This is a genomic window from Ruegeria lacuscaerulensis (genome assembly GCF_013033355.1).
Classification (GTDB): domain Bacteria; phylum Pseudomonadota; class Alphaproteobacteria; order Rhodobacterales; family Rhodobacteraceae; genus Ruegeria; species Ruegeria lacuscaerulensis_A.
On the sequence record NZ_WQDY01000010.1, the window covers coordinates 172,399 to 185,694 of the forward strand.

Annotated in this window: 11 protein-coding genes; 4 read left to right on the plus strand and 7 right to left on the minus strand. The window is 51.1% G+C overall.

Annotated features, from left to right (window positions below):
* Positions 1-156: 156 nt before the first annotated feature.
* Positions 157-1,590, plus strand: coding sequence for a hypothetical protein (locus GOW48_RS17220; RefSeq protein WP_170755413.1), 1,434 nt, complete (start codon positions 157-159; stop codon positions 1,588-1,590).
* Positions 1,580-2,521 (plus strand): metallophosphoesterase family protein, encoded by a 942-nt coding sequence (locus GOW48_RS17225; RefSeq protein ID WP_170755414.1) that lies wholly within the window; start codon positions 1,580-1,582, stop codon positions 2,519-2,521. Before GOW48_RS17220 ends, GOW48_RS17225 begins: the two co-directional genes overlap by 11 nt.
* On the opposite strand, the gene GOW48_RS17230 is transcribed toward GOW48_RS17225, so the two are convergent.
* Complete coding sequence (locus GOW48_RS17230) at positions 2,522-3,280, minus strand: DUF4956 domain-containing protein (RefSeq protein ID WP_170755415.1); 759 nt, start codon at positions 3,278-3,280, stop codon at positions 2,522-2,524. It lies immediately after the preceding gene.
* Between the two features lie 354 nt (positions 3,281-3,634).
* Here GOW48_RS17230 and GOW48_RS17235 point away from each other — a divergent pair, with 354 nt between their 5' ends.
* On the plus strand, positions 3,635-4,429 hold the full coding sequence (locus GOW48_RS17235) for an SdiA-regulated domain-containing protein (RefSeq protein WP_170755416.1): 795 nt from the start codon (positions 3,635-3,637) through the stop codon (positions 4,427-4,429).
* 289 nt (positions 4,430-4,718) lie between these two features.
* Here the strand turns inward: GOW48_RS17235 and GOW48_RS17240 are convergent, their stop codons facing one another.
* Both GOW48_RS17240 and GOW48_RS17245 read right to left on the minus strand, forming a co-directional pair.
* Positions 4,719-5,687 (minus strand): cation transporter, encoded by a 969-nt coding sequence (locus tag GOW48_RS17240; RefSeq protein ID WP_170755417.1) that lies wholly within the window; start codon positions 5,685-5,687, stop codon positions 4,719-4,721.
* A gap of 13 nt (positions 5,688-5,700) precedes the next feature.
* Positions 5,701-6,819, minus strand: a complete 1,119-nt coding sequence (locus GOW48_RS17245; protein ID WP_170755418.1) for a baeRF11 domain-containing protein — start codon at positions 6,817-6,819, stop codon at positions 5,701-5,703.
* 181 nt (positions 6,820-7,000) lie between these two features.
* Between GOW48_RS17245 and GOW48_RS17250 the strand changes: the two genes are divergently transcribed.
* Complete coding sequence (locus GOW48_RS17250) at positions 7,001-8,896, plus strand: DUF3604 domain-containing protein (RefSeq protein ID WP_170755419.1); 1,896 nt, start codon at positions 7,001-7,003, stop codon at positions 8,894-8,896.
* 89 nt (positions 8,897-8,985) lie between these two features.
* On the opposite strand, the gene GOW48_RS17255 is transcribed toward GOW48_RS17250, so the two are convergent.
* From GOW48_RS17255 to GOW48_RS17270, 4 genes are all read right to left on the minus strand, one after another.
* Positions 8,986-9,759, minus strand: coding sequence for a transporter (locus GOW48_RS17255; protein ID WP_170755420.1), 774 nt, complete (start codon positions 9,757-9,759; stop codon positions 8,986-8,988).
* A 219-nt stretch (positions 9,760-9,978) separates the two neighbouring features.
* Positions 9,979-11,526 (minus strand): amidohydrolase family protein, encoded by a 1,548-nt coding sequence (locus GOW48_RS17260; protein WP_170755421.1) that lies wholly within the window; start codon positions 11,524-11,526, stop codon positions 9,979-9,981.
* Between the two features lie 279 nt (positions 11,527-11,805).
* Entirely contained in the window at positions 11,806-12,663 is an 858-nt protein-coding gene (locus GOW48_RS17265) for a DUF302 domain-containing protein (RefSeq protein ID WP_170755422.1), read from the minus strand.
* A 19-nt stretch (positions 12,664-12,682) separates the two neighbouring features.
* Complete coding sequence (locus GOW48_RS17270) at positions 12,683-13,054, minus strand: DUF4345 domain-containing protein (RefSeq protein WP_170755423.1); 372 nt, start codon at positions 13,052-13,054, stop codon at positions 12,683-12,685.
* Positions 13,055-13,296: the final 242 nt, after the last annotated feature.

The following is a 13,296-nucleotide window of genomic DNA, read 5'->3' on the forward strand; positions in this document are numbered from 1 at the left end:
ATTGGAATGATGCCCGAAACGGGGCCCCATGTTCAGGCGGATGCGACAAGTGGATTGACGCAAAATTCTCCAACTTCCGTGTCGACCCAAAGTTGAAGATCTCCACCGAACAACAGGCAGCGATTTGCCCTAAATGATACCAGGAGGACTATCCAAATGAAGTTGAATCTTCTGGGGTCACTTGCTTTCATTGCACCCACTGCCTTGTGGGCGAGCGACGATGTTCTCGGTGAAGCCATGACATTTGTTAGTCCCAATGGTGTTACGGAACGCTGCATTCGGATCGAAAAAGTTCCAACGGGCGAGTATCGAAAAAGCGATCTTGAGGAAGAAACGGCCTATTGCGAGATCGATTTCTATGCCTCCGAAATTGCCATTTGCCCAAAAACCTGGAGCACCAGTCCAGGAATGGCCGTCTACGATATTTCGGCAGGACCTTACACGGGGAACCGTTCTGAGTTCGAGAGAAACGCTTGCAAAGAGGGGAAGGCCGCGAAAGATCTGGCCAAGGACAGGGTGGCCAAATTCAAATCCACCATGAACCAAAAGGGCACCAGTGGAACCTTTTCCACCTCGTCGCTGCTTTACTATCATTTCTCCAGATATTTCGACACGACTGTAAAAGTTCCAGTCGCCGTTTGGCGAAGCATGGACGCCCGGGCGCATTTTTCCGAGGTTGCAGAGCCTGGCCTTGCGATTTCTGGTGGCTCTCGCGGCGGGCGCATGAACCACGAAGGCTGGCGGGTCTTCGCAGCTGCGGATGCTGACCCGAACTCATACCAGCCAACCGACGATCTGTTCACCGCAGATCGAACGCAAATATATGGTGTGCTGCTTGATAGCCCTGGGCATCGATACGGCTCGGAAATCAACGGCACCCGTAAATCTGGTTGGGGGAAAGGTCAGAACCGCGATTTTCAGGAAACTCCTGCTTTCTTGGCTTTGCGTTCTTCAAAACCCTTGCCAGAGGCCATTGCAGAGGGCGTTAAAGAAGGCCGAAAAGACCGGATCATCAACAAGGATCTCGGCCCCGATGTCAGTGACCAACAGATGGCATTTTGGATGCAAGAACTTACCGAAATTGTTCTACTCGACTTCATCTTCAGCCAGCAGGACCGTGTAGGAAACATAGACTTCACACCCTATTGGTATTGGGTCGAAGACGGAAAGCTGAAGCATAAGAAAGCCAATCACCATCAGCCGAACGATGGAGATATTCCCGCCGAGGCATTATTGATCCGTCGCAGCAATCTAAACGACAACGATGCTGGTGGGCGGGTCGAGTATGCTAACTTCGCGAAATCTACTCAAATGCTGGAAAAAATGCGGCACTTCTCTCCAAGCACCTACCGGCGCTTGGTTGCTTTGAATAGTGATCTTCAATCTCAAGGTCCCGTCTATGGCTGGTTGTCGCAAAGCTTTGGGTTGTCAGACAGTCAGATTGCCCAAGTTGTGAAAAACACCGAGCTGGCAACGTCCATTCTCCAGGACAATTGTTCTAATGGTGATTTAATGTTCGACTTGGATCCTGTCGCAATCTTTTTGAGAAACGACACCGAGGTAGAGGCAGTGGACTGTAATGCCCCGTAAGCTTTCCACCCTTTTTACGGCGTTCATTTGGACCGCTCTGATCGCCTGCAAAGCGGTGGCATTGGATGTTATCGTCATATCGGATCTGAACGGAAGCTATGGTTCGGTAAGATACGATGCCCGCGTCGACAAAGCGATTGAGCGGATAGTCGAGATTGATCCCGATTTGGTTATTTCGACCGGAGATATGGTTGCGGGACAGCGCATCCCCAACTTATCCGACAAACAGGTCAGGGAGATGTGGAAGGCGTTTCACGAGGCTGTATCAGACCCTTTAGAGGCTGCCGGCATTCCATTTGCGGTCACGCCTGGGAACCATGATGCCTCTGCGTACCGTGGGTTCGAGCGTGAAAGAAAAATATACGCAGAAGAATGGGAACCAAGAAAACCAGACGTCGACTTCCTGGTTTCGGATGACTACCCGTTCTTCTACGCGTTTGAGATGCAGGGCGTAACGTTTGCATCTTTGGATGCTACGACCTTAGGGCCGCTATCCGGTGATCAACAGGACCGACTTGTGGAACTGGGTGCAAATGGAGACCCGATTGTGACTTTCAGTCATCTTCCGCTTTGGCCCTTCGCGATCCAGCGCGAACGCGAAATCATCGGTGACTCAACACTTGAGAAAATCTACCTGGAAAGCGGTGTCGTTCTGCATCTGTCAGGCCACCATCATGCTTTCTATCCCGGTTGGAAAGACGGTGTAGCTTACGTCTCCCAAGCTTGTTTGGGAGGTGGCCCGCGACGGCTTATCGGCTCAAAAGCCAGATCACCTCACAGCTTCACTCATATTACGTTCCAGCCAAACGGAGAGTTTGGGATAGCAGTATATCGAGGGCCTGATTTCGAAAGGTCGGTAAACTTCAAGTCGCTCCCGAAAGAGATCAGATCTCCGAATGCTGTTTTGAAACGATTAGACCTTGTCAAATGACTAGAGGTTGAGTTTCAGTTCGACTTTTTCTGGGACCAGATCGTTTACCATCTCTTCTATCCGGGCTTCTGAAAGTCCTCCCGAGGTGATGAAAAGCAACGAAACGCGAGATTTTCCAGGGACGTGGTGTTTTCTGACAAGCTTCCAGCCAGCGTCTGCGGCCATGGTTTCAATGTCTCGGCTGACTTTCAATGAGTGTTCTTCATCCGAAGCCTTGAGCGAAACTTCCACGCCCTTGTTTCGCCCTCCGAGCCAAATGAAGCACCAACACACAATCGCCACCAGAGTGGCCATCAGCGGTAAGCCCAAACCGACGGCAAGACCAAGAACCGTTACGATTATCATTTCGACTGTATCGACCGGATCATCCAGATTGGAGCGGAACCTGAGCAACGCGCCGATGCCAAAAATAACGAACCCAATCATTGACCCGTGCTGGACTACCAGGAATCCCACAGCCATTCCAATTAGCGCGTAAAGGAAGAACAGTCTGGGCATAACCAGATCGCTGACACTTCGGCGTGCTTTACGTCGAACGGGATGATAAACAATCAAAGCGGTCAAAATGATCGTTACAATGACGTCTAGCGTGAAAAAGTAGAGTTCCTGCTTGCCGCGGAACTGAGTCCAGCCTCTTTCAATCACTATCTCTGATTCGGACGTTCCTGCGAGCAAGGAAGCAGGATCAATTTGAGAATAGCCAATACTAGGCAAAAGCACGGCCGAAAGGACCGATGCTATTGAAAACAGCTTACTCAAAAGTCTTTCCCTCCCGCTGTACCGTCGAATAGTCGCTCCAAAGTGCGTAACTTGAAGCAATCACTCCACACCTCTCGACCAAGTCGCACGCCCATAAACTAATTCAACCCTATGAATTTACATTCGGTAAAGCCTTGCGGGATCAAACATCATACTTCCGCAAAATACTGTGTTAGGTTGGACAACATCGATTTTTGATCGAATATGAACCAGATCCACACAAGCGCAGATTTATCTCGAATGAACCAGTCAAATGACCGGCACAAACGAAGAGTAGCGAAGGTAATTTGCGCGAGCCTTGCTGTGGTCGCCAACACTTTGGCGTTAACCAGCCCAGTGAGAGCGCAGACTGATATGTTGGAACTTATTGAGTCTTACAAAGTGGCAGACAAATCAGAGGGCTTTTCTGAGCCATCCGGATTGTCGCTTTCCAGTGTTCATGGATTCTTGTGGGCAGTAAGCGATGAAGCATCGAAGCTGCACCTTCTGGGAGTAGATGGAGAGCTAAAGAATTCGTTCAAACTTCCAGAACATCTAGGTGCAGACTTGGAAGGTGTCGCTGGAAGAAATGATGGGTCTGTATTGCTGTTACAAGAAACTGACCGATCTATTGTAACGGTCCAACCTACGGACCCAATCAAAGTCAATTCTACTCCACTTTCTTCACTCAGGGGCTACGGCAAAGTTGCGGAAATGCTTGCTGAGAACCCTTTGAACAAGGGACCGGAAGGGATCACTGTAGATCAAGACTCTGGGCAAGTATTCGTAGTCATTGAGGGCCAGCCAAGGCTTCTGCTCGTCATTTCCTCGGAAATTGATGAAATTATTGGAGTAGTTCCATTAACGACTGAAGCTGGTTTTGTTTCATCTCGTGCCGACGATGACGAATTAGACATCAGCGGGATCGCCTGGTCCGGCGAGACCAAGTCTTTATGGATACTCAGCGATGAAGGGCGCCGAATATTCGTTTTTGATCCTGAAGTTCTGACGGTCAAAACTATCGACTTAATTTACTCCAAAAAGGATGAAGTAAAGGAAGTGAAGAACCCTGAGGGGATAGCTTTGGATGAAAGTGGTGGCGTTCTATACATCTTGACCGATGATGGAAAAAAGTCACGCCTCTACGCATTTGTCTTACCGCAAGTTTGATTCCCGAAACAAACTCGCATTGGCTTGTCGCATTCAATTGTACAAAAAGGAAATGGCCGCTTTTTCCGCAGCGCCGTCATTCAGGCCTGGTGCAGCTAAGGTCCGCTTTGAGCCCATTTTGACCGATGCTGCGCGATGTCCCAATGACAGCAATGCGCAGAAAGCAGACTTTGCAAAGATCAGTGAGTAGTCCAAGGTTGTTGGTTAATTTAGCAAGTATCCTAAGCAAATATTTCTACAACTAGGCGCCCCAACATAGGTCGCAGTCGCGAACCGGCGACAGTAAGATTCAGGATGTAGTCGTCCATGCGCCCAAGCTTGAATGGCTCTGGTTGGATACGGCCACAAGAACTTCGACTGGGCCAATATCCTTCTCGATTTGCGACTTCATTTGAAGACTAATTCGATCAACATCTTCGGCAGTCACTGGAGCGCTAGGACGATAGTAAACAACTGCGTCTAGCTTTCGACCAACTCTTACGAGTGCGACGTCCAATACTTCTCCGCCGTTGTCTTTCGCGATAGGTTTTATCGCGTGGCGTACGGCTAATTGGTCCTTTGCATTTGCTGGAACACCAGCCAACTGAGCAACGCCTTTCCAGAAGGCGCGCAAGTAGCCGAAAACCGCAATGCTGCACAAAAAGAGCACGACGATAGAATCCATTACCGGCGTTAAGGGTTCAAAAATCGTGTCGGCTAGAAGTGGCGTCGACAATAGTGCGACCCCTGCGAATAAAGTGATGACTCCGTCGTAGATAGAAGCCGTTGCTTCCAGCTTCAGCATATCACTTTGTTTTCCCGTTCGGATCCAAGCGCGTTTGTGGACATAGGCCAGCCAGAAGCACGCGACGGTCACTATCACGGCGTAAATGGCGACTGGTAAGAGGCGAACCTCTTCTACATCACCTCCAAGCACATAATCGGCTATTCCCAAAACGGCTTGAAAGACACCGAATACCACTAGGCCAATCAAAGCGAGGGAACGGAAGGTTGCGTACAACGCTTCATCGCTTGCATGTCCGAATGGTCGTAACCTATCCGGACCTAGATGAGCGGTTTGGCTTATGCGCATAGCAAAGACCGCAGAGATGTATCCGATCAGTGAGAACAATCCATCGATCAAAAGTGCTTGAGAATTCGAAGCCCATGCCGCTAGCGCACCGGCCAACCCCATTCCGAGGTTTGCCCATCGCGTTAGATCCATCGCCCGATGCTCCACCGCGATGTCGGCGTCTAATTCTTTGGCCTGTTCAGACATGGGTCAACGAATTTTAGACTGGATGCCTTAACAACGCCGCGAGGGGTTCACTCTCCGGCAAATCGTCCTGCCTGACGCTGAGCACGCGACCACCCGTTTGAAGCACCCTACAAGCCAGCTCTGACAGTATGTCGTACGTCTCAGGCCCTTCTGCATCGTAGGTTACGGTCCCGACCTCTTCATCAATCCGTCCAGGCAAGGTCGCGTCCATATTGACAAGCAACGTGTCTACGCCACCAAAAGTGCTGGCTTTCGCGATATCTGTGACCCTGTTGGTTGCGCGGCGAACACCTGCTCGGGCGCGGTAAAGGCCTAGCAAATCTTGGATCTCCGTCGCATAGTGTTCGTCGATCAAAAGCCTAGCAGCCTTTGCGATTTCATTGTCGGAGCTTTCTTCGCCCACACCGACCGGTTGACCATCGATCACGTCCTCAAAGCTACAGATCGAAAGATAGATCGAGCGCAATGGTTCGTTGGCAACGACGATCATGGGTGTATCGCGGCCCGTCAAATACGGACGCATGGCTTCGTCGACTCGGCGAGAATAGGCAAGCAGGTGCACTTTCTGACCTTCGCTTCCTTGCAGCCTTCCTTTCGGTGCGCGCCCACTGATGCTCGCTTTGCCGGCCACGGATGCAGCGTCTTTCGGCATTTCGTGAAGCTTCACCTCTCCAACAGGTCGGTTCCCGGTAATTTCCAAAACTCGCACCCCACCTTGCCCGAGTACCAAAACAGTCGCGCTATGTGGGAACGCCAACGCCCGCAAAAGTGGCGGCAAGTGGAAGCGGTCGGATACTTGGAAATCGTCAGTCAAATGATTTGGAAGTCGAAAAGTGCGTGTTCGTTCAGGTGTCGCAAAAACAACTAGGCTTTCGGACTGATGCTGCCAGAAATCATCGTCATCGTGTATGTCCGCAAGGTTCGCCTCCAGTTCGAGTTTTACCTTTTTGTGCAAGATGTCGTCGCTAATTTCTGCCAGCGCATCATGGGCAAGGTTTCCAAATGCCGTGCGGGATTGTTGTACCTCCTGTGTCACAGGCGTGGTTCTCAACGAAATACTCACGCAAGCCGGGCCACGGTATTTGGCTAGGCTACGAACATCGCGAATTGTCGGAATGTCGACGTGTTGCATAGAGTATCTCCTTACTGGGTTCTGCTTTTCGCAAAAGAAGTGAAAACTTGAACGGAATCGGATTTAACAAAACGAGTATTGGCCGCCGCGATTTCATAAGCAAGAATACGAGAAAACCACCCTGAATACCTAAGCAGGCCATCGATTGTAAGCTCATCAAAGTGCACAGGAGAAACTCAGAATGAGGAAGGCAACGCTACTTGGAGCTACTACCGCCTTATTCTGCGGCACGGTTTCAACGGCCCAAGATGTCCGGATCCAGCCTGAGGATACGCAGTTTGGCAAACAGCACTATTCGCCATTTGTAGATCAGGCTTTTCCGAACAGAGTATTTTGGGGCGACACACACCTGCACACCTCGTTTTCTGCGGACGCGGGTATGATCGGCAATGTCCTTGGACCGGACGAAGCGTTTCAGTTTGCGAGAGGAGAGAAGGTTCGCGCCACAATGGGTGAATTTGCTCAACTCGTGCGCCCGCTGGACTTCCTCGTCGTCGCTGATCACGCAGAAAACCTCGGTTTGGCTCCAATGATCTCAGAGTCTGATCAGCAGCTCTTGCGATCAAAGTGGGGCCGCCAGGTACATGATCTTGTAAAGGGCGGAGACCCCATTTCGGGCTACCTCATGTATATCGAGGCCATTAGTTCCAATACTGACCCCCTTAACGATGATGAACTCGCAAAGACGTATTGGAACCGCATCGTAGACTCAGCAGAACGCCACAACGAACCAGGTGTCTTCACCGCTCTGCATGGTTTCGAATGGACGTCAGCCAACAATCTGAACAATTTGCATCGTGTCGTCATGTTCCGGGATGGGGCTGATCGGGTACAGGATCTGGTTCCTTTCTCTTCTTACGATTCATCGGACCCAGAAGATCTGTGGACTTGGATGGAGGCATACGAAGACAGGACCGGCGGCAAGGTCATGGCCTTTGCGCATAACGGGAACATGTCGAACGGCGAAATGTTCGCTGACGTTCGCCACAACGGCCAACCCATTGACGCAGAATACGCCGAGCGTCGCGCTCGCTGGGAGCCAGTATATGAAGTGACGCAAATGAAAGGCGACGGTGAGACGCACCCTTTGCTCTCACCAGACGATGAATATGCCGATTATTACACTTGGGACCGCGGCAACTTCGGATCGGAATTGAAGACAGAGGAAATGCTGCCTCGTGAGTACGCCCGAACTACCTTGGCTCGCGGACTGAGATATCAGGAAGAACTTGGGGCCAATCCCTTCAAGATAGGCTTAATCGGCTCCACCGACAGCCACACCTCGCTCGCGACAGCGCGTGAAGATAATTTCTTCGCAAAAGTGAGCTTAGTAGAGCCGGGCACCGGAAGTGATCGCTATTTTGAGTACGCAGTGCAGCCAGGATCCATTGGGGAAGCCATAAGTGTACAGGCGTATGAAACTGCTGCATCCGGCCTGACAGCCGCATGGGCACGTGAAAACACCCGTGAGGCCATTTGGGACGCGTTCAAGCGTAAGGAGGTCTATGCCACCACAGGTTCGCGCATGACCGTGCGTGTTTTCGCCGGCTGGGACTTTGAACCCGATGAGGTTTTTAGGCCGGATTTCGCATCTGAAGGATATGCTCGCGGCGTTCCAATGGGTGGCGATCTATTTTTGGGTTCTGAGGGTCAGTCCCCGACTCTGATGGTTAGAGCTTTGCGTGATCCAGACGGTGCTAACTTGGATCGCATTCAAATAGTCAAAGGTTGGATCAATGCGAACAGTGAACCCAAAACTAAGGTTTTTGACGCGGCTTGGGCCGGTGATCGCGAACTTAGTGAAACAGGTGTTCTGCCACCGGTTGGCAGCACTGTAGACGGTTCCGAGTATACCAATACAATCGGTGAAGCCATGTTGAGTGCCCACTGGAAAGACCCGGAATTCGATCCGGCTCAACAGGCTTACTACTACGTTCGTGTTCTTGAAATCCCAACACCGTCATGGCTTGCATATGACCAAGACTATTTTGGCGACCTAAACTTGCCTGAAGATGCCGTGATGGTTCAGCAGGATCGCGCCTACACGTCACCAATTTGGTACTCGCCCAAAGATTAGACACATTGCCGTAACCGCCGCAGTTTATTCGCGTTGTAGACACTGCGCGCACTTAACTGGATGTCTGCATTGAGCTTAACGGATTATTTCTAACCTCTTGGTAGGACGATCTGCGGCTGTAACCGAACCCTCATACCTTCTGGGCCATTGTCAGGTGAGCTGGCCCAGTACCCGACACCCAATTGCCAATTGATTGGAATATCTGCGACAGGAGCCAGTTTCGCGATATTGACATTCACCGGGATGGACCACTCGCTGGAAATCCAGTCGTAGGTGCTTTCTGACGTAACGCTGAAGGTCCATGCAGTGGCGGTTGAATAAGCGACGAAAGGTTGCACAAAGCTGCTGCTGGTTGGTGTAGTGGGGTTGCTCTCCAAATCCCAGATGTGGTTGGCAAGTGCTCCGTACGTCCAAGGACCTTCAGTTTTTAGGGCAATTCCCGTTACGCCCGCAGCCCAAGTCTCAGTTGAAACGTCAGAACCAGTTGGAATGCGAAGCACTGGGCCAACACCCCATGTAAGGTTCTGCGCAGTGGTCTTTGAGTACCATGCGCTAAACAAGATATCGCCAAACCCGCTTTGAGATGTTCCCGGAACAATATCGTCCTGCCAGATGTATGGAACAATCGTTCTGGTGACGACATTGGCACCATTTTCGAGTGCAAATGGTACAACTGGCTGGAAGTTGAAGGTGGTACGTGATCCTTGATCGCTAGGCCCGATATTCTCGTCAAAGTTCAACTGGAACGGCACCGAGACAATTGCAGCGATTGGATTGGCAAGCTGCTGCGCGAGTTCCGCTTCATCCTGGGCTGCTGCTGTTGTGCCGATGCAGATTAAGCACAATGATAGTACGCGATGCATTCTTAACTCCGGTGCTAGAGTTTAGTTTGGTAGGTAAGGGTCCGGTGTACCCTCCGGAAAGGGCTTACCCAGAGGAATGCTGGAACAATACGTCAGGAAGCACCGTAGCACTGCTTTATTCAGGGCCCAAAGGCAATTGGCGAAAAGGCCGCTTTGTCCGCGGAGCGACCAATCGTGTCTAAAGCGGTGAAGGACCGTTTTGAGCCTAAACCTGTCATGTTATTTTTGAACCTCGCGGCGAATTGCTTGGCCTGAGTTAGCGTCAAAAACCAGGAGACCATCGTCAACAACTAACGTGCCGTTTACGAGAACGGTTTGTACACCTACGGCGGGTTGGTTCGCGTTTTCGTAGGTGGCTAGATCCGCCACTGTCTTGGGGTCAAAGACGACAATGTCAGCATCCATTCCAACTTGCAGCCGCCCCTTCTTTTTCATTTGTGGAACAAAATCCTCGAGCGTTTGAGCTGGCATCAAGGACATCTTGAGAATTGCTTCCTCGAGGGACAATAAGCCTCGTTCCCGCACATAAGATCGAAGGATTTTGGTAAACGCCCCAGCCGAACGTGGGTGACTGAACACATTGTCGGGAAGTGGCCAATCACTACCTTCATAATTCAGAACTGCCCCGCTTTCGTCAAAGTAAGACCAGAACACTGCATCCGACGCAATCATGACTGCTGGGTGGGTAACGGATGCATCCAATAGCGCGAGCGCATCAGGATCGTTCTCGTCCAGAAAATGCCACGTAACAAAGGTGCCAGGCTCGTTGTCCTGGTAATCGGCCAGCTCCTGTTCTGTCATGCGATCTGCGCCCAATTGAAAGTTCTGAGCCGTTGAGCTCATGCGTTCTCGCCATCCGTCACCTGAGAACATCGCGGCTCCTACAACGGTGTTTGCGGCACCATAAGGATAGGCTTCTACTGTGACGTTAATGCCTTGAGCCTGCGCACGTTCAACCAAATCAAGGGTGGCGTGGATGTCTTCCAATGAAGAACTGTTGATATGACAGATATGCATGTGTGCGCCTGTAAGCGCGGCGTTCGCAATCAATTCTTTTATTGCCTCAAAAGACCCCTGCGGTTCCAAATTCGATGCGTACCGCACGTGCGTATAGGTGGCCACGCCATAGTCGGCAGCCATATTTGCCAAAGCGAAGTACTCTTTTTGACCGTAACCAGGCGCGTATCCTGCGTTAACGCCTATACCCAATGCCCCCTCTTTCAATCCTTGCTCGACTAAGTCCAACAACTCCGCCATGCGAAGCGGATCGGCGATTTCTGTTTTCCAATCGTCGAACCTCTGCGCATCTTGAAAATAGGATAGTTCCGCAACAGGCCCTTCACCTGTGAATGCAGCTATTCGGCCAAACGTCCAAGCCGCAGACGCCCCATAGTTCAGCGGCGTTTGCTGCCATTCCATTTCGGCATACCAGTCTGCAATAGGGAGGATACCGGACTCCAACTCCAGAACGGTTGTTACGCCTTGCATCGCTTGCATACGCATGTCGCCCAAGTTCATTCCGTGTGCATGCAAATCGATGAACCCCGGCGCTACAACAAGATCAGTTGCATCGATCTCTACTGAACCGTCCATGGCGAACTCGGAGATCGCGGATATCTCGCCGCCGTTGATCCCGAGATTTCGGATGGCGTCCAATCCTGTCTCAGGATCGATGACCCGCCCGTTCGTTATGACTATATCGTAATCCTGCGCAGAGCAGGTCGTGGCAATGGCCACAAAAATTGCAGAAACGAATGTGCGGTACATGACCTGATCCTCCGTGTCTCCAGCGTACGGCGATCAAGGAACAGATCAATTCAATACTTTGCCTAGGTCTGTTTTGTCCGCATTGCGGTTGTTCGCAACAATTTGGTGAACCTCTGCATCGATTCCAGACCTAAAATGCAAAGTTAAAGGCATGCTGCACTTGCATCCGGCAACTCGCCGTCCAAAGCGTACATCGTCATTTTGCTCATCGAGCACAAAGCGCAAGATGAAAAGTTGGCCAATCGGTATCGGGTTTCTATTGTGGTTTCCAAACAGCGGCTACTCAATTGCGGTTTGAAATGTTGAGGTAAGTCGTTTGTTCAAACCGTGATGAGGCTCGGCTGAGGAACCGTAGTGCAACTCTGCCAAGGCAGCGATGTCATTGAAAATGACTACGGAGCCGCCCTCTTCATTCGCATAGACCAGTAGTTTTTGGCAAAAGGCATCCAAACCAATTGCTGGAAAGCCCGTCATTGCCACGCCACCGGGTGCTGGTCCGCCAAACAGTAAGAGAACTGCATCCGGTAGTTCCACCCCCAGTTGGGACGCTTCGGTCGCAAAATCGATTTCGCCAAACCACACAGTATCGTCCTGCCCCATCACAGCTGTCCTGAGACGTTCTACTGCCTCTGGTACGCTGAGCAGAGATCGCAGTTCGATGACCCCATAGTCGGCAAACAATCCGCTGATTGGCGCTGGTGCTGCATCCAAGCCGTTCAGAACTTCGAGCAGCTTGCTTTCAAATGTATTTAACGCTTGGGGGTCATTCAGACCATGCCGCACTTTGAGAAACTGAGAGTCTGTATAGGCGATCTGCGGGCGATCATCCTGATCGAAGGAAAGAGCGCGAAAAGGAAGGTCCAAACCTGCTCGTATGTTCTCTTCCAGAATGGGCGTGTTTATCTCTGGATCAGAGAAAATGAGTACACGTGATGCTGGCATTTCTACGCCTTCAGCTTTGGCCAAGCGCGCGTGATCTATCGATGCGATTGGAGCAGCTCCCGCTTCGACAACGGCAGTCTCAAGCTCTAAAAAGTTTTTGTCCACCGCAGTCTGGACAGATGACGATTGTGCCAGACCGGATGTCGAAACCGACGCAGTTGTAATGATCGAGAGAACAAAGAAAAACCTCAGCACTTTAACTCTTCCTGTTTCATTATACTTTTCTCAGGGAAACCGCCGCCAGAGCTGCAAAAGCTATCTCGGCCGCAAGATAAAATAGAAGTAACCCGTTTGGAACTCCATCGATAAGAATGCTTAGCATGCGTCCAACAGCCAGTCCCGACATAAACAAAAACAGAACCCAAAGCGCAGGGCGTTGTAATTCTGGTTTCGAAGCAGCCGCCAACCAAAACAACGCGTTTGCCAGGTAAAGACCCATAATCGCTCGGAACACGTGGGTTTGGTTCGTCCCTTCCACCGGAAATTCCAGCAAAACTGGGATCAAACTGCCGGGCATCAGACCGTATGATAACGCAATTGGCACGAGGCCGGTGGCAGCAAGCACAAGGACTATTCTAGCACTCATGGAGGATTCCTTTTCGTAGAAGTTTCGCTTTGTTTGCAAAGCTCCTGATCAATCTATTGGGGCATCCGATGATCAGAATCGGATGCCCACGCCACGATCTGAAAGGTGTATCCGACAGGCCAAGTCGAGCTTTCCAAAGAGCGAGCCAGTGCTGCGCAGCCGTTTTCAGCTACGCACCAAACAGGTCACAATGCGCCTTCGTCGCCCAGGAATTCGATACCAGCTGTCGCGCCATCACTGTA